Here is a 16685-nt window from a genome sequence, read left to right as displayed (position 1 = left end):
CTGCTGCATAAATTGTGCCGTACTTCATACGCATTGCTCTGCCTCTCAGCCGCCCTTGAAGCGGGCAACCAGTTTGTGAGACTCGCCCGGATAGAGCAGACGCACAGCCGTCAGCGGCCGCGCGCTGCGCCAGGTATGCCGGTCGATCACCAGACAGGGGGCGCCGATGGCGATGTCGAGCGCCGCGGCGGCCTCTTTGTCAGCCACGATAGCGCTGATCGAGTGCTCGGCTTCCGTCCATGGCACGTGGTGAAGCAGCCACGAGCCGGGCGGCTCGGTCGCAAAATCCGCCGCAGCCGCTTCGGGTACGGCGTCGAGATCGATCAGCCTGTCCTCGATGGCGAACGGCACATCGTCGGCGCTGTGACGGCACGCAATCGCGATCACCTTTCCGGTTTTCCGTGCCCCAAGGCGGTCGCGGTCGGTCGCGTTTGCGGTCCGCCGCGAGCACTGGATCAACTCATAGCCGTAACTGCGGCCGAGCGCGCCGATCTCCGCGCGGATGTCGGCGATCTTGAGCACCGCTGACAGAAATGTGGGACGGCGGACAAAGGTGCCAGCCTTGCGCCGCCGCTCGATCAGATCGGCTTGCGCAAGCTCCGACAGCGCCTTGCTCACGGTCATGCGCGAGCAGCCATAACGCGACATCAGCTCATGCTCGAACGGGATGCGATGACCGGGCGGCCATTCTCCGGTCAGGATGCGACGCTCGATGTCGATCCGGATCTGCTTGTACAGCGTCGGCTTGTCGGCCGACTGGAGTTTGCCGCGATCGGTGGCGAGGCTCATGCCACGAGCCTCCGCACCGTTGCGTTGAACATGTCACGCGCCTTTTGACGGAGCCTGTGACGTCCCTTCTCGACAACTTTGGCGCCACCTGCCCAGACCGTGTCGACGGCACCTGCGTTCGCCGCAAAAATCCAGCCGTCGAGGGCGGCGTCTCCGCGGCGCCCGGCGAGCGAGGGATGGGTGGTGTCGAGGGTCACGATGTCGGCGCGCGCACTTGCCTGGAGTCCGACGGTTGGCTGTGCGAGCGCTTTGGCGCCGCCGGTGAGCGCGGTCTCGAACAGCGCGCGGCCGGTCGACAGGCCGGGACCGCCGGACAGCACATTGCGCTCGCGGTATTTCAAGCGCTGGCAATACTCGAGCTGACGCAGTTCGTCGGTGACGCCGACCAGCACGTTGGAGTCCGTACCGATGCCGAACCGCCCGCCGCCCCCAAGGAATTCGCGGGCCGGAAAAATGCCGTCGCCAAGGCTCGCTTCGGTGACTGGGCAGAGTCCGGCGACCGCACCGCTTCTTGCAAGCGCGGTGGTTTCCGTCTCGGTCATATGGGTCGCATGGATCAAACACCAGCGCTGATCGACCGGCGCATGTTCGAGCAGCCACTCAACCGGCCGCCGCCCCGACCAGGCGATGCATTCATCGACTTCCTTTGTCTGTTCGGCGGCGTGAATATGCACCGGTCCGCCTTCGGCCAGCGGTGCAATGGCCGCCAGTTCATCAGGCGTCACGGCCCGCAGGCTGTGCGGCGCGACGCCGACATTGGCGCCCGGCAGCGCGCGGATGGCCGTGCGCGTGGCGGCCGTCAGCCTGGCAAACTGGTCGACCGAGCAGATGAAACGGCGCTGGCCGGCATGCGGTGGCGCTCCACCGAACGATCCATGCGCGTAGAAACTCGGCAGTAGTGTGAGCCCGATGCCGGAGATCTCGGCGGCCCGTGCAATTCGCGTCGCCATCTCCGCAGGGTTGGCGTAGGGCGTGCCATCGCGGTCGTGATGCAGATAATGGAATTCCCCGACGCGGGTATACCCATGCTCGAGCATCTCGACATAGAGCAGCGTTGCGACGGCTTCGGTGTCTTCCGGCGTCATCTCCAGCGCGAAACGATACATCGTCTCGCGCCATGTCCAGAACGTATCCGCGGAATTGCCGCGTGTTTCGGCGAGCCCTGCCATGCCGCGCTGGAACGCGTGACTATGCAGGCTGGCTATTCCGGGGATTGCCAACGGGTGGCGTTCATCGTGCTCTTCCGGCGCCACGCCGCTCGAAACCTGCGTGATGGTTCCATCTGTCACCACCACCTGCACGTCATCAGCCCACCCCGAGGGGAGCAGCGCTGATCCGAAATGCAGAGTGGACATGTTTCCAAACCGGCTGGACAGAATACCAACACGATTTTATGTATAGACATATGGATACGTCAAGCTCCTGCCGCTGAGGAGAGCTGCATGGCCGAGCGCTTCGATCGAATCTGGCTCAACGCCCGGCTTGCCACGGTCCGGGAGGATCTGCCCGGGCTCGGTGTGATCGAGGACGGCCTGATCGGCGCGCGCGACGGCCGCATTGCCTTTGCAGGCAGCCGTTCCGACTTTCCATCGGATGCCGATGCGGCCGAACGCGTCGATTGCGCAGGGCGGTGGATCACGCCCGGACTGGTGGATTGTCACACCCATCTGGTTTTTGGCGGAAACCGCGCGCATGAATTCGAGCTGCGGCTGCAAGGAACAAGCTACGAAGAGATCGCGCGCGCCGGCGGCGGCATTGTCTCGACGGTCGCAGCGACGAGAGCATCCAGCGAGGCCGAACTTGTTGCCGGAGCGCTGCCGAGGCTCGACGCCCTGATCGGCGAGGGCGTGACCACACTGGAGATCAAATCCGGCTACGGGCTCAATACGGACACTGAGATGCGTCAGCTATCGGCCGCGCGTGCGTTGGGCCGTGACCGGCCGGTCACGATCCGCACGACGTTTCTTGGCGCGCACGCGCTGCCTCCGGAAGCGGAGGGCAACAAGGATCGATACATCGATCTGGTTTGCCAGGAGATGCTGCCGGCTGTGGCGAAGGCCGGGCTCGCCGACGCGGTCGATGGCTTCATGGAAGGCATCGCGTTTTCAGGCGAGCAATCAGCGCGCGTGTTCCGCGCGGCCACGGTGCTTGGATTGCCGGTCAAACTGCATGCGGATCAGTTGTCGAACCTCGGCGGCGCCGCGCTCGCCGCGGAATTCTCCGCTCTGTCCGCCGATCATCTGGAACATACGGATGAAGCCGGTGTTGCCGCCATGGCGCGGGCAGGCACGGTGGCGGTGCTTCTGCCGGGCGCGTTCTACTTCATTCGCGAGACGAGGAAGCCGCCGATCGAGCTGTTCCGTGCCCATGGCGTGAACATGGCGCTGGCGACCGACTGCAATCCCGGCAGTTCGCCGCTTACGTCACTTCTGCTGGCCATGAACATGGGCGCGACGCTGTTCCGGATGACGGTTGCCGAATGCCTTGCCGGCGTGACGCGGGAAGGTGCGCGCGCGCTGGGTATTCTCGGTGAGACCGGTACGCTCGAGGCCGGGAAATATTGCGATCTCGCGATCTGGGATATCGACCGCCCCGCCGAGCTGATTTACCGGATGGGCTTCAACCCGCTGCACCGCCGGGTGTGGAGGGGACAATGAGCGACCGGGATGCAACCATCGTCGTCTCGCCCGGAAAGGTCGGCCTCGACGATCTGGCGCAGGTGCTTGCAGGCGCGGCCGTCGAGCTCGATCCATCGTTCTGGCCGCGCGTCGACGCGGCATCGGCCATCGTTGCGAAGGCCGCGGGTGCGCAAGCGCCGGTTTACGGCATCAATACCGGGTTCGGAAAACTGGCGTCGAAGCGAATTCCTCCGGACCAGACCGCGCTGCTGCAGCGCAACCTCATTGTGTCGCATTGCTGCGGGGTAGGACTGCCCACGCCCGAACCGATCGTTCGCCTGATGATGGCGCTGAAGATCGTTTCATTGGGGCGCGGCGCGTCCGGCGTGCGTCGTGAAATCATCGAGCAACTCCAGGCCATGTTGGCGTGCGGCGTTTGTCCGCTGGTGCCGCAGCAGGGATCGGTGGGCGCGTCCGGCGATCTGGCGCCGCTGGCGCACATGACCGCCGTCATGATCGGCGAGGGGCAGGCGCTTGTCGACGGCAAGGTAGTGCCGGGTCGCGATGCGCTGGCCGCGGCCAATCTCGCGCCGATTACCCTGGGGCCGAAGGAAGGCCTCGCTTTGATCAACGGTACGCAGTTCTCGACGGCCTATGCTATTTCCGGCTTGCTGCGTGCCCATGGCCTGGCGTGCACGGCGCTGGTGACGGGCGCCTTGTCGGTCGACGCGGCCATGGCTTCGACGGCCCCGTTCCGTCCCGAGATCCAGCAGTTGCGCGGGCATGCCGGGCAAGTCGCCGCCGGCGCGGCGCTGACGGCGTTGCTGGAAGGCAGCGACATCCGCATGTCGCATCTCGAAGGCGACGAGCGCGTGCAGGATCCCTATTGCCTGCGCTGTCAGCCGCAGGTGGCCGGCGCCGCGCTTGACCTGTTGATGCAAGCCGCCCGCACACTGACGATCGAGGCCAACGCTGTCACGGACAACCCGCTGGTGCTGGTTGAGAGCGGCGAGATCGTCTCGGGTGGAAATTTTCACGCCGAGCCGGTCGCATTCGCAGCCGACCAGATCGCATTGGCATTGTCCGAGATCGGCGCGATCAGTGAGCGCCGCATCGCCACACTCGTCGATCCCGCGCTGAACTTCGGCCTGCCGCCGTTCCTGACGCCTGATCCCGGCCTCAACTCCGGATTCATGATTGCGGAGGTGACGGCGGCAGCCCTCTATGCCGAAAACAAGCAGCGCGCTGCGGCCTGCTCGATCGATTCGACGCCGACCAGCGCCAACCAGGAAGATCATGTGTCGATGGCCGCCCACGCGGCGCGCCGTTTGTCCGACATGGCGGATAACCTTGCCGCCATTCTCGGCATCGAGCTGCTGGTCGCAGCGCAAGGCATCGGATTGCGCGCGCCGCATACGACCAGCCCTGCGCTTGCGGCGGTCATTGCCGCACTGCGCGAGCAGGTGCCGGCGCTCGGTCACGATCGCTATATGGCCGACGATCTCGCAAAGGCAACGGCGCTGGTCGCAGCCGGCACATTGCCGGCCGCCGCGATGTCGGTGCTCAAGAAGAATCCGTTTCCAAACCTTGCCGAGAGAGGTCATCTGTCATGAACCGCCGACTGGACAACGACCGTACGATCCGCGCGCCCCGCGGGTCCGAGATCAGCGCCAAGAGCTGGTTGACGGAAGCGCCGCTCCGGATGCTGATGAACAACCTCGATCCTGATGTCGCCGAACGGCCGAGCGAACTTGTCGTCTATGGCGGCATCGGCCGTGCAGCCCGCGACTGGGACAGTTTTGACCGGATCGTTGCCTCACTACGCAAGCTCGACGCCGACCAGACGCTGGTGGTGCAGTCGGGTAAGCCGGTCGGAATTTTCCGCACCCACCCCGATGCACCGCGCGTGCTGATTGCCAATTCAAACCTGGTGCCGCACTGGGCGACGCTCGATCACTTCAACGAACTGGACAGGCAGGGGTTGATGATGTTCGGGCAGATGACGGCCGGATCATGGATCTACATCGGCAGCCAGGGCATCGTGCAGGGGACTTATGAGACGTTTGTCGAGGTCGGCCGACGTCATTACAACGGCAGCCTGGCGGGCAAGTGGATTCTGACGGCAGGGCTCGGCGGTATGGGTGGCGCCCAGCCGCTTGCCGCGACGATGGCCGGAGCGTCGATGCTCGCGATCGAATGCCAGCCGAGCCGCATCGAGATGCGCTTGCGCACCGGCTATCTTGACCGGCAGGCGAGCACGCTTGACGAGGCGCTATCGATCATGGCGGAGGCTACGCAGAGCAAGAAGCCGGTCTCGGTCGGCCTGCTTGGCAATGCCGCCGATGTTTTTCCCGAGCTGGTACGCCGCGGCGTGAGGCCGGACATCGTCACCGACCAGACCAGCGCGCACGATCCGATCAATGGCTATCTGCCGAAGGGATGGACGCTCGCGCAATGGGAATCGAAGCGCCAGGACGATCCGAAAGCGGTTGAAGCGGCCGCCAAGACCTCGATGGTCGGCCACGTCCAGGCCATGCTGGATTTCCACGCACAGGGCGTTCCCACGCTCGACTACGGCAACAACATCCGCCAGATGGCGAAGGACATGGGATTGAAGAACGCATTCGATTTTCCCGGCTTCGTTCCGGCCTATATTCGTCCGCTGTTCTGCCGCGGCGTCGGGCCGTTCCGCTGGGCAGCGCTATCGGGCGATCCCGAGGATATCTTCCGGACCGATGCCAAGGTGAAAGAGCTGATGCCGGACGACAAACATCTTCACAACTGGCTGGACATGGCGAAGGCGCGGATCAAGTTTCAGGGGCTGCCGGCGCGGATCTGCTGGGTCGGCCTTGGCGATCGCCACCGGTTGGGCCTGGCATTCAATGGAATGGTGGCGAGCGGCGAGTTGAAGGCGCCGATCGTCATCGGCCGCGATCATCTCGACAGCGGCTCGGTTGCGAGTCCGAACCGCGAAACCGAAGCGATGCGTGATGGTTCGGACGCCGTGTCTGACTGGCCGCTGCTCAATGCGCTGCTCAACTGTGCCAGCGGGGCCACGTGGGTCTCGCTGCATCACGGCGGCGGCGTCGGCATAGGCTATTCGCAGCACGCTGGCATGGTGATTGTCGCCGACGGAACCCCGGAAGCTGCGCGCCGCATCGAGCGGGTGCTTTGGAACGATCCTGCGACGGGTGTCATGCGGCATGCCGACGCGGGCTATGAAAGCGCGATTGCATGCGCCCGTGACAACGGGCTCGATCTGCCCAGCCTGGCGTTGTAGCGCACCGGAGAGTTTATGCCGCCGATGGTGCGTGCCGGGCTCTAGGTTCCCTCAAGACAGCGAGAGAGGCCATGGTGAAACCGTTTCCGTCGAAGACCCATATCGGCAACCACGTGCTGCATCCCGAAACGCTGATGCTGAACTACGGCTACGATCCGCAACTGTCGGAAGGAGCCGTCAAGCCACCGGTCTTCCTGACCTCGACCTTCGTCTTCAAGACCACCGAAGACGGCAAGGACTTCTTCGATTACGTTGCGGGTCGGCGTGAGCCTCCGGAAGGGATGGGCGCGGGCCTCGTCTATTCGCGGTTCAATCATCCCAACAGTGAGATTGTGGAAGACCGGCTCGCCGTCTACGAGCGCGCAGAGTCCTGTGCGCTGTTCTCGTCCGGCATGTCGGCGATCGCGACCACGATTCTCGCGTTCGTACGGCCGGGCGACGTGATCCTGCACTCTCAGCCGCTCTACGGCGGCACTGAAACGCTGCTTGCGAAGACGCTTGCCGGCTTCTCGATCGGCGCGGTGGGTTTTGCCGACGGCATCGACGAAGCCGCTGTCGCGCTGGCGGCCGATGAGGCCATGCGAAAGGGGCGGGTAGCGATGATTCTCATCGAAACCCCGGCAAATCCGACCAACGGGCTCGTTGATATCGCGATGGTCCGCCGCATCGCCGACAACATCGGCAAGGCGCAGGGCTACACGCCGATCATCGCATGTGACAATACGTTGCTCGGGCCGGTGTTCCAGCGGCCGATCGAACATGGCGCGGATCTTTCGCTGTACTCGCTGACCAAATATGTCGGTGGTCATTCCGACCTGATCGCGGGCGCCGCGCTCGGCTCAAAAGGCCTCATGAAGGACATCAAGGCGTTGCGAGGCGCGATCGGCACCCAACTGGATCCTCATTCCTGCTGGATGCTCGGCCGCTCGCTCGAAACGCTGAGCTTGCGGATGGAAAAAGCCAACCAGAATGCGCGGCTGGTGGCGGATTATTTGCGCGACCACGACAAGGTTGAGAGGGTTCACTACCTCGCTCATCACGACGAAACCTCCCCCGCCGGCCGTCTGTTCGCGAGGCAATGCCTTGGCGCGGGATCCACGTTTTCGTTCGACATTGCCGGCGGCCAGGCGGCGGCGTCCCGATTCCTGAACTCGCTGCAAATCTTCAAGCTGGCGGTGAGCCTGGGCGGCACGGAGTCGCTTGCCAGCCTGCCGGCAACCATGACCCACTCCGGCGTTCCGGTTGAAATCCGTCAAAAGATCGGCGTTCTCGACTCCACGATCCGACTGTCGATCGGCATCGAGCACCCGTCTGATCTGATCGCGGACATTACGCAGGCTTTGAATCAGGCATAGCTGCATGTGAGGCTTGCCGTTCATGCGTGGGATTGACTTCCGCTCGGGGTTCGTCGGTGGCAAAATCAGTATCCAGCCGGCGCATCGCCGCGACTGGGCAATGCGCCGAAGAGAGCGGTCAACATGAAACCAGTATTCGCACTACCACGCCGCGCCCTTGGTCGGACGCGGCTTCAGGTTTCGGTCCTGGGATTTGGAACCGCGCCGCTTGGTGATCTCTTCGTGCAACTGGATGATGGCACGGCCATCGATACGGTGGAACGCGCGTTCGAGTTGGGCATCAATCTTCTCGACACTTCCCCGCACTATGGCAACGGCCTCGCCGAACATCGTTGCGGCGCCGTGGTCAGGCGGGTGCCGCGCCAGGACATCGTCGTTTGCACCAAGGTCGGCCGCTGGATGGACCCGTTTCATCGGCGAGTCGATGGTTCCGGCTTTGTCGGAGGGCTGCCGCACCGGGCAGTGTTCGATTATTCCTATGACGGCACCATGCGTTCGGTGGAACAGTCGCTGTTGCGGCTGGGGACCGATCGGCTGGACCTGTTGCTGATCCACGACGTCGACGTCTGGACTCATGGTTCCGACGCGATCGACGCGCGGTTTCGCGAAGCGATGGCTGGCGCGTATGTGGCGCTGGACCGGCTTCGCGGAGAGGGTGTCGTTGCGGGTATCGGGATCGGCGTAAACGAGGCCGACATGTGCGTGCGTTTCGCGCAAGCCGGATCGTTCGATACCATGCTGCTCGCCGGGCGCTATTCCCTGCTGGAGCAACCGGCGCTGGCGGAATTTCTGCCGCTGGCGCAGCAACAGGGAATTGGCGTGTTGCTCGGCGGCGTATTCAATTCAGGTATTCTGGCGACCGGCGCGGTGAGCGGTGCCAAATACAATTACAGGGATGCGCCGCCTGAGATCCTGGCAAAGGTAGTGAAGATCGAGCGCGTCTGTGATGCGCATGGCGTTGCCCTGCCGACCGCGGCATTGCATTTTGCTCTGGGCCATCCGGCGGTGGCGAGCGTTGTGCTGGGGGGCCAAAGTCCGCAGGAGGTCGAGCGCAACGTCGCCGCGCTGTCCAGCAAGGTGCCAACTGCGCTTTGGGCCGATCTGAAGGCTGAGCGTTTGCTGGATGCGGAAGCGCCCGTTCCGCAATCCGTGGCCGGCTGATGCGGATCGATGCGCATCATCATGTGTGGAGCCTCGCCCGGGGCGATTACGGTTGGCTGACGCCCGCGCTCGCACCGATCCATCGTGACTTTTCCCTTTCGGACCTGGCGCCGCACCTTGCTGCTGCTGACATCCAGGGGACGATTTTGGTGCAGGCCGCACCGACCGAGGCGGAGACCATGTTTCTGCTCGACATCGCGGCGAAGGCGCAGGTCGTGCGCGGCGTGGTCGGCTGGACGGACTTTGACGCAGCCGACGGCGAGGCGCGCATTGATGCTCTCGCAGCCCACAAACTCCTGGTTGGGTTGCGGCCGATGGTGCAGGACATTCCCGATGACGATTGGCTGCTCCGCCCTGCCTTGGCGCCGCTATTGGTGGCGACGGCCCGGAACAACCTGGTATTCGACGCGCTGGTGCTGCCGCGTCACTTGTCGCGGCTGCTGCGGGTCGTTGATGAATATCCTGAGCTGCAGTTCGTGCTGGACCATTGCGCCAAGCCGCGGCTTGCAACCGGCGAGCTTGCGATCTGGCAGGGCGATATCGCGTCGCTCGCCGAACGCCCCAACGTCGTCTGTAAGCTATCGGGTTTGGCAACCGAGGCCGCACCGGACTGGCAAATTGCGGATCTACGGAAAGCCGTGGATCATGTCGTTGCGTGCTTCGGGCCACATCGCCTGCTATGGGGAAGCGACTGGCCAGTGGTCAATCTGGCGGGCGGTTATGAAAAATGGTTTGCCGCCGCCGAAACCCTGCTGGCCGGCCTGTCACCGGACGAAAAATCAGCTATCTTCGGCGGTAACGCGGCGCGCATCTATCTCTCGAGCCGGGGACGGAATGTTGAAGCCAGTTGATCGCCAGGCTACTTTCCCGCGCCCGTAGTCAAACCGCTGACGATGTAGCGCGATTTGAACCTATCGCCGACCTCTCAGGCCCTTGATATCAGCCTCGTGTGCGGCGATGATTTCTGCTCGTGAAGTCGGTCCCGGCAGCTTCGGCTGGGGTACGAAAGGTCTTTCATGAGCGCTGAAATCAAACCCTATCGCATCTCGATCGGCGACGACGTCCTCGACGATCTCAAGTCGCGGCTGCGCAACACGCGCTGGCCGGAAGCCGAACTGGTTGACGACTGGAGCCAGGGCGCGCCACTGAAATGGATCAAGGACATCTGCCGCTACTGGGCGCAGGAGTACGATTGGCGCGGGCGCGAGGCGCGGCTCAATCGCTTTGCGCAGTTCACCACCGAGATCGACGGGCTCGACATTCATTTCCAGCACGTCCGTTCGCCGCACCCGGAAGCGATGCCGCTGATTATCACCCATGGCTGGCCCGGATCGGTGGTCGAGTTTCACAAGGTGATCGAGCCTTTGACCGATCCGACCGCGCACGGCGGCAACGCCGCCGACGCGTTTCACGTCGTTTGCCCGTCATTGCCCGGCTTCGGCTTTTCGGCAAAGCCGACGGCCACCGGCTGGGGCGTCGGTCGCATCGCGTCAAGCTGGGCGGTGTTGATGGATCGCCTTGGATATCAGCGCTATGGCGCGCAGGGCGGAGACTGGGGCTCGGCGATCACGACCGCGATCGGGGCGCAGGACGCCGAACATTGCGCCGGCATTCACATCACGCTGGCGATGTCGATGCGGCCCAACGTGGAAGGGCAGCCGACTTCAGAGGAAGCCCGCGCCCTGAACGGCATTCAGTATTACGCCGATTGGGATTCCGGATACTCCAAGCAGCAATCGACCCGGCCACAGACACTCGGCTACGGCTTGACGGATTCGCCGAGCGGGCAGGCTGCGTGGATCCTGGAAAAGTTCTGGGCCTGGACCGATTGCGACGGCCACCCCGAGAACGTCCTTGGCCGCGATGAACTGCTCGACAACGTCATGCTCTATTGGGTGACGGCGACCGCCGCCTCGTCAGCTCGCCTGTATTGGGAGAGTTTCGGGTCCAAGCGTCGCACGCCGTTCAAGGTGACGATACCGACGGGCGTCGCCGTGTTTCCCAAGGAGATCGTTGCGCCGGTGCGAAAGTGGATGGAAGCGAGTTATACGAATATCCAGCACTGGAGCGAAATGCCGAAGGGTGGTCACTTCGCGGCTTTCGAGCAGCCCGATCTGTTCGTGCGGGAGGTGCGGAACTATTTCAGGACGCTGCGGGAGCCGCCTGTATCCTGATCAGTCGCGCGGCCGTTCAGAGATACCAGGCGAGCACGGCCTTGAGCAGGGCGTTCTCGATCACCGGAAGAACGACAATCTGGTTCATGCCGGCGGCGCGCGCGAGCTGCGCCGCGATCGATTCATCGACCTTCAGATGTTCGTTGATGGCCGGCATGCCCGTCGCCCAGGCGCCGCCGATGCTGCCTTCGCCCTTGCGGATCGCTTTTGACGCATAAAGCGAGGTCAGGTCGGCATTCTTGCTGCAATCGCCGGACTGAAACACGAGTTCCGTTCGCGACGGATTCGGCACCCAGATCTCAAAGCGTCTCGCGATCGGCGTTGCCTGCGCAGATAGGAACGTCATGACCCAGGTTTGATCCGGTGGCGTCGTGTAGGGAATGCCGACGCCGCAATTGATGCCGATTTCGCTCACTTCCTCCCAGCGCAGAAAACTCTTGGCGTTGTGCAGGTCCTTGATGATGAGCGGCATGCCAGCTTTCCAGGCACGGCCGGGCAGGCCGAACCCGCGCGGGAACTTGGTGTGCCGGGAATTGAATTCGAACATATCGGCGGTGCCGTAGTAGCCGTCGACCAGGCCCATCTCGTGGGACTTCTCCGGATCGTTGTGCCAGAGCTCGATGGCGCCGACGTGCTTTTCGTCGTCGCCGCAGAACAGCACCATCACGGCCATCAGGAATTCGCCGGCGAAGACCGGCAGCGCCACGCCGCAGGTCAAGCCGGCTTCGATCGCCTCGTCCGTGCGCTTGAAGTAGGAGTTTGCGAATTCGGTGAGGATGACGGGATGCCCTGCGGCCCAGGCCTTGCCGGGCAGGCCTTCGTCATAGGCGAACAGGGCGTTTTCGCTGACGGCCTTGAACTCCGTGTACTCTTCGCTGCAAAGACAGCCGCCGAACTCCAGGCGCGTGCGGGTTCGGTCGGGCACCCACAACTCAACCACTCGTATAAACGTCTTCATCGGACGCACCTGTCGCCACGCCTGACATCAGCATCGGCGATTTAGCGACAGTATGTGCGATCAAATTACAGGCAGGCTGCGCCCAAAGATCGTGCGCTGTCTGGATCTCCCGGCTTTTGTCTGCGGACATGCCTGGAATATCCAGGACAACGCCAGGTATCTTTTGGGAGGCGCCGCTCGTACGCGAACCACGCGAGAATCTCGCCGTGCCGCAGACTGCGACTACGGCAACGACGACACCGCCGACGAGATCAATGAAATAGTGAGCGCCAAGAATCGGCGTTGAGGCGATTATGAACAAATTCAAAAAGATCGCGCCATACCGCAATTGCTTGATCGGATAGAAAACCCACATGAACAGAACAGCCCAGACGGTATGAAAGCTCGGGAAGGTAATGAGTCCCTCCATTCCGTTGACGAGGCTTTGTTGCCCGTTGCGCAGCGCATCGAGGCGGAGAATTTGATTGGTGGTCATGATCGGCGATAGGTTCGCGAACTCATCCGGCTGGATATTGAGGAAAGTAAAGATCCCGGACGCGGGAACGAATGCGAACACAACGAGAGTGATCACGAGCGCCAGCGCGGTGGCAAGGATGTACTGCTGAAGCCGCAACAACCGCGACGGGCCGGCGAGGCTCACGATCAGCACAAGGAGCTGGAGTAATATCGAGCTGTAAGCGAGGCGCCCCAAGGTGCCGAGCAGGGGGCGGTCGTTAAAGAAATGGAGGTAGGCCCGCCAGTCGAGTCCCATCCACGTGTCGGCTGCATTCAATACGGCATCACGATAGGGAAATCCCGTTGTCGCCGAAGGATACGATAGCGCGCAACCGATCGTCAGAACAAGCATAAGTTGTGCGCAGCATTCCGTACTGAACCCTATCGAGGAGGCGGGTCGAATTCGGCGGAAGAACCACGATATAGCCACGAGGCCCACGACGGATGCCGGAACAATGTCGAGGCTCTCCCATGCGAATGAAAGATTGGTGGCGCGAAAGGAGAAGACCGCCGCGGCGGCCATCGCGGCGATCACACCCCAAATGATGCGGCTATTGCTGATCAGCGCGGCAACGTCCAACGCGGAATCAGGTCGGCTCTGAGCGGAGGGAATGGCCTTCGCGCGTTCAAACGCTTGGGCGGCAGGATTGGGCATGCGGTATTTTCTCGTCGGGCAATACAATTTCAGATTGTTTGCACCAAACAAGACAGCCTTTAACAAAAGTGAAATCGAGAGGTAAAACAGCGAGAGAAATACAACCTCTGGAAGTGTTACGGTTAACGAAGTTCGGTACCCGGATTTCCAAGTTCCGTCGAAACTGGTGTGGGGAGTTACCCGTACGTGCGTTCGTGTACCGGTTGCATCGGCAATCGCAAAAAAAGCCGGACGAACCTGGTCGTCCGGCTCAGGAATTCTTCGCTCAGACCTCGGACTAAATCGCGCCCACGCTTCAGGTCCGATACGACGGATCAGTCCGATCGAGCTTGCGCAGCAGCGCCGGCCAGGCAAGGTTGCCGTTACGGGTGCTGCGCCCGGGTTTCGGCTGCATCCGTTCATAGGTGTCTTCGAGGATGTTCTGCGGCGGATAGATCAGCTTGGTGTTGCAGGATAGCGCCATGACCTGCACCTGGCAGGCGCGCTCGAGGCGGAACAGCACATTGAAGGCTGCCGGCACGGTGCGGCCGACGACGAGCAGGCCGTGGTTGCGCAGGATCATGGCTTCGTTGTCGCCGAGGTCTCTTACCAGCCGCTCGCGCTCGTCCACATTGTCGGCGATGCCTTCGAAATCGTGATAGGCGATGTGGAGAAACCGCATCGAGGTCTGCGCCAGCGGCAGCAATCCGCATTCCATGGCCGAGACGGCCATGCCGGCCGGCGTGTGCGTATGCGCCACGCAATCCATGTCGTGCTTGGCCATGTGGATGGCGCTGTGAATCACGAAGCCGGCGACGTTGATGTCGTAGTCGGAGGCGTTGAACAGCGTGTTGCCTTCGACGTCGACCTTGATCAGGCTGGAAGCGTCGATTTCCTCGTAGAGCATCCCGTAAGGGTTGATCAGGAACTGGTCGGTTGTACCGGGCACGCGGCAGGAGATGTGGTTGGCCACCATCTCGGTCATCCCGTACATCGCGGTGAGACGGTAGCAGGCCGCGAGATCGACGCGCGCCTGCCATTCCTCCGCGCTCACCTGTTCGCGAACCGATTTTATGACCTTGACGGCGGGCGAACTGACGGGAGGATTCATGGCGTTTCTCCGCGGTTGGATTATTGGGCCCGGGCGGGGCCGGATCATTGGCCGGCAGGATAGCTGCAAATTTCGCTGCGCCGCAAGGCAAGCACCGCAGGCGTTATTGCAGGTCTGGCGGGTGAAATTCGAATGCGCTATGGCACGGGACGAGGTGAATGCCATGATCGAAGGACGTTACCGGCTCATCGGCTCGACCGCATCGCCTTATGCCATCAAGTTGCGCGCGCTGTTGCGCTACCGGAGGATTCCGTTCGATTGGGTCATCATGACCAAGGCACTGCGCAAGGCGACCGAGCATTTGCGGCCCAATCTGATTCCGGTGCTGCAGTATCCTGACGGGGCCTACCGCGACGAGACCACGATGCTGGCCTACGATCTGGAGGGCCGTCACAAGGAACGCTCCGTCATTCCCGATGACAAGGCGGTCGCGTTCATCTGCGATCTCCTGGAAGACCTCGCCGACGAATGGGCGGTGAAGCCGCTATTTCTCTATCGCTGGTGGGATCCGGAAGACCAAGCCTACGTCGCGCGCTGGGCCGGCGAGGAGTGGTCGGTGTCGGACGCCGAGACCGGCAGCGCAGAGGAGATCGAGCAATTTCGCCAGCGGCAGATTTCGCGCATGGTCATTCTCGGCGCGACGGCGGAAAACAAGCCGCTGCTGGAAGAGAGCTACTTTCGGATACTCGCGGCGTTCGAGCCGCATGTCGGCATGACCAGCTATCTGTTCGGCAGCCGGCCGTCGCTCGCCGATTTCGCCTGGTTCGGCCAGCTCAGCGAGATGGCGACCGACCCGACGCCGATGCGGATCATGCGTGCGAAGGCGCCGTTCACCGATCACTGGGTGCGGCGGCTGGACGATGCATCGGGAGTGGAAGGGGAGTGGTATCCGCGCGAGCAGGCGCTCGGCGGCATGGCCGAAGCGCTATTGAGAATTGCCGGCGAACTCTATCTGCCGTTCCTGGTCGCCAACGCAGAGGCCTTTGCCAAAGGCCTTGAGCGGCTGGAGATGAATGTTTGGGGCCTGCCTTATGCGCTGGCGCCGTTCAAATATCAGGTGAAGTGCCTGCAGCAGCTTCGCGACAAGTTTTCAGCACTCGATGCGGACAGTCGGGCTGCGTTGCGGCCGGTGCTGGAGCGCACCGGGTGCCGGCGGCATTTGGCCGGCGGCTAGTTAAAAGCTCACGTCCGGTGGCGGCTGCCCAGCGCCGTTGCGATCGATTCCGGATTCCTGATGCGCTCGATCAGCATGTCGATGCGATCGCCGCCCCAGAACAATTCGCCGTTGAAGACCATGGTCGGCACGCCGAACACACCGAGCGCTTCCGCTTCATCGATGATGCGGTCGTGCTCGGCCCGCGCCGGGCCGTGGACGTAGGCCTCGAACGCTTCGGCCGAGCCGCCGATCGACGCGATCACGCGGGCAATGTCCGACAACTCGTCGATTTCGAGATCATGACTCCAGAAGCGGCGGAACACCGTGTCGTGATAGGGGCGGAACAGGCCATGGCGCTGTGCGAACAGCATGCCGACGCTGGAATAGAAGGCGTCATAAATGCGCCGCGGCCCCTTCATGGTGAGGCCCTGCGCATTGGCGTAACGGCGCGCGTCCATATAGGCGTAGCGCACCTTGCGCCAGAAATGCGGTGTGCGCTCTTCCACCGTTCCCATGAACTCTGGAATGCGCAGCGTGTAGGGCAGCCATTCCAATTCGACACCGTAAGTATCCTCGAGCTCGAACAGCCGCTTGTTGGCGACGAAGGCGTAGGGGCTCTTGTAATCGGTGTAGATTCGTACGCGCGGTTTATCCATGGCGTGTCCTTGTTCGGTCGGATCAAATTTCCCCGATCCGAACAGAGCATGGAACCATGCGGCGCGGTTTTGGTATTCTAAAAACGAATGGGCCCCGGTGCATGAGAGCATCGCGGGGCCCGACATCTTCGTTATAGGCGAAGGATTTCTGGTAGACACCAGTATGGTCTCAGGATCCGGCAGCGCGTGGCCTTTGCGCTCCAGTCCCGCGGATATGTCGTTCGAATTGTTGAAGGTGCAATGAGGCTGGCAGCTGCTTATGACCTCGACCGCACCCTGACCTTGCGATGAGCAAGGT

At 62.6% G+C, this 16685-nt stretch carries 14 protein-coding genes; 8 read left to right on the top strand and 6 right to left on the bottom strand.

Annotated features, from left to right (window positions below; genetic code table 11):
- Positions 1–45: 45 nt before the first annotated feature.
- Together hutC and IVB05_RS32915 are read right to left on the bottom strand one after the other, a co-directional pair.
- The gene (gene hutC / locus IVB05_RS32920; protein ID WP_247780156.1) at positions 46–789 is read right to left on the bottom strand and encodes a histidine utilization repressor; all 744 of its coding nucleotides are present in this window, start codon (positions 787–789) and stop codon (positions 46–48) included.
- The gene (locus tag IVB05_RS32915) at positions 786–2144 is read right to left on the bottom strand and encodes a formimidoylglutamate deiminase (protein ID WP_247780155.1); all 1359 of its coding nucleotides are present in this window, start codon (positions 2142–2144) and stop codon (positions 786–788) included. Before IVB05_RS32915 ends, hutC begins: the two co-directional genes overlap by 4 nt.
- A gap of 87 nt (positions 2145–2231) precedes the next feature.
- Between IVB05_RS32915 and hutI the strand changes: the two genes are divergently transcribed.
- The 7 genes from hutI to IVB05_RS32880 all read left to right on the top strand — a co-directional run bounded on the left by hutI (position 2232) and on the right by IVB05_RS32880 (position 11377).
- Positions 2232–3446, top strand: coding sequence for an imidazolonepropionase (gene hutI / locus IVB05_RS32910; protein WP_247780154.1), 1215 nt, complete (start codon positions 2232–2234; stop codon positions 3444–3446).
- On the top strand, positions 3443–5020 hold the full coding sequence (gene hutH, locus IVB05_RS32905) for a histidine ammonia-lyase (RefSeq protein ID WP_247780153.1): 1578 nt from the start codon (positions 3443–3445) through the stop codon (positions 5018–5020). The genes hutI and hutH overlap by 4 nt, the downstream gene beginning before the upstream one ends.
- A complete protein-coding gene (gene hutU / locus IVB05_RS32900; protein WP_247780152.1) occupies positions 5017–6687 on the top strand; it encodes a urocanate hydratase in 1671 nt (556 codons plus the stop codon). Before hutH ends, hutU begins: the two co-directional genes overlap by 4 nt.
- 71 nt (positions 6688–6758) lie before the next feature.
- Entirely contained in the window at positions 6759–8042 is a 1284-nt protein-coding gene (locus IVB05_RS32895) for a cystathionine gamma-synthase family protein (protein WP_247780151.1), read from the top strand.
- A 123-nt stretch (positions 8043–8165) separates the two neighbouring features.
- On the top strand, positions 8166–9203 hold the full coding sequence (locus IVB05_RS32890) for an aldo/keto reductase (protein WP_247780150.1): 1038 nt from the start codon (positions 8166–8168) through the stop codon (positions 9201–9203).
- Positions 9203–10054, top strand: coding sequence for an amidohydrolase family protein (locus IVB05_RS32885; RefSeq protein WP_247780149.1), 852 nt, complete (start codon positions 9203–9205; stop codon positions 10052–10054). Before IVB05_RS32890 ends, IVB05_RS32885 begins: the two co-directional genes overlap by 1 nt.
- A 165-nt stretch (positions 10055–10219) precedes the next feature.
- Positions 10220–11377, top strand: a complete 1158-nt coding sequence (locus IVB05_RS32880) for an epoxide hydrolase family protein (protein ID WP_247780148.1) — start codon at positions 10220–10222, stop codon at positions 11375–11377.
- A 16-nt stretch (positions 11378–11393) separates the two neighbouring features.
- Here IVB05_RS32880 and IVB05_RS32875 read toward each other — a convergent pair whose 3' ends face one another.
- From IVB05_RS32875 to IVB05_RS32865, 3 genes are all read right to left on the bottom strand, one after another.
- A complete protein-coding gene (locus IVB05_RS32875; protein ID WP_247780147.1) occupies positions 11394–12302 on the bottom strand; it encodes a GAF domain-containing protein in 909 nt (302 codons plus the stop codon).
- A gap of 7 nt (positions 12303–12309) precedes the next feature.
- A complete protein-coding gene (locus tag IVB05_RS32870; RefSeq protein ID WP_247780146.1) occupies positions 12310–13485 on the bottom strand; it encodes a phosphatase PAP2 family protein in 1176 nt (391 codons plus the stop codon).
- Positions 13486–13780: 295 nt separating this feature from the next.
- Entirely contained in the window at positions 13781–14575 is a 795-nt protein-coding gene (locus IVB05_RS32865) for a class II aldolase/adducin family protein (protein WP_247780145.1), read from the bottom strand.
- Between the two features lie 163 nt (positions 14576–14738).
- On the opposite strand from IVB05_RS32865, the gene IVB05_RS32860 reads away from it, so the two are divergent.
- Positions 14739–15749 carry a glutathione S-transferase N-terminal domain-containing protein gene (locus tag IVB05_RS32860; protein ID WP_247780144.1) on the top strand — a complete coding sequence of 337 codons (1011 nt, stop codon included), beginning with the start codon at positions 14739–14741 and terminating at the stop codon, positions 15747–15749.
- Positions 15750–15757: 8 nt separating this feature from the next.
- On the opposite strand, the gene IVB05_RS32855 is transcribed toward IVB05_RS32860, so the two are convergent.
- Positions 15758–16387, bottom strand: a complete 630-nt coding sequence (locus IVB05_RS32855) for a DsbA family protein (RefSeq protein WP_247780143.1) — start codon at positions 16385–16387, stop codon at positions 15758–15760.
- Positions 16388–16685 lie beyond the last annotated feature (298 nt).

Origin of the sequence: Bradyrhizobium sp. 170 (assembly GCF_023101085.1) — a bacterium.
In the GTDB taxonomy this organism is placed as follows: domain Bacteria; phylum Pseudomonadota; class Alphaproteobacteria; order Rhizobiales; family Xanthobacteraceae; genus Bradyrhizobium.
Note: the sequence above shows the minus strand (reverse complement) of the source record. Positions and strands in the feature narration are given on the sequence as shown.

Coding starts and splice junctions, on each gene's coding strand:
- hutH (WP_247780153.1), top strand. CDS start 3,443: ATGAGCGACCGGGATGCAACCATCGTCGTCTCGCCCGGAAAGGTCGGC.
- IVB05_RS32880 (WP_247780148.1), top strand. CDS start 10,220: ATGAGCGCTGAAATCAAACCCTATCGCATCTCGATCGGCGACGACGTC.
- hutC (WP_247780156.1), bottom strand. CDS start 789: ATGAGCCTCGCCACCGATCGCGGCAAACTCCAGTCGGCCGACAAGCCG.
- IVB05_RS32895 (WP_247780151.1), top strand. CDS start 6,759: ATGGTGAAACCGTTTCCGTCGAAGACCCATATCGGCAACCACGTGCTG.
- IVB05_RS32885 (WP_247780149.1), top strand. CDS start 9,203: ATGCGGATCGATGCGCATCATCATGTGTGGAGCCTCGCCCGGGGCGAT.
- IVB05_RS32890 (WP_247780150.1), top strand. CDS start 8,166: ATGAAACCAGTATTCGCACTACCACGCCGCGCCCTTGGTCGGACGCGG.
- hutI (WP_247780154.1), top strand. CDS start 2,232: ATGGCCGAGCGCTTCGATCGAATCTGGCTCAACGCCCGGCTTGCCACG.
- IVB05_RS32860 (WP_247780144.1), top strand. CDS start 14,739: ATGATCGAAGGACGTTACCGGCTCATCGGCTCGACCGCATCGCCTTAT.
- IVB05_RS32915 (WP_247780155.1), bottom strand. CDS start 2,144: ATGTCCACTCTGCATTTCGGATCAGCGCTGCTCCCCTCGGGGTGGGCT.
- IVB05_RS32865 (WP_247780145.1), bottom strand. CDS start 14,575: ATGAATCCTCCCGTCAGTTCGCCCGCCGTCAAGGTCATAAAATCGGTT.
- hutU (WP_247780152.1), top strand. CDS start 5,017: ATGAACCGCCGACTGGACAACGACCGTACGATCCGCGCGCCCCGCGGG.
- IVB05_RS32855 (WP_247780143.1), bottom strand. CDS start 16,387: ATGGATAAACCGCGCGTACGAATCTACACCGATTACAAGAGCCCCTAC.
- IVB05_RS32870 (WP_247780146.1), bottom strand. CDS start 13,485: ATGCCCAATCCTGCCGCCCAAGCGTTTGAACGCGCGAAGGCCATTCCC.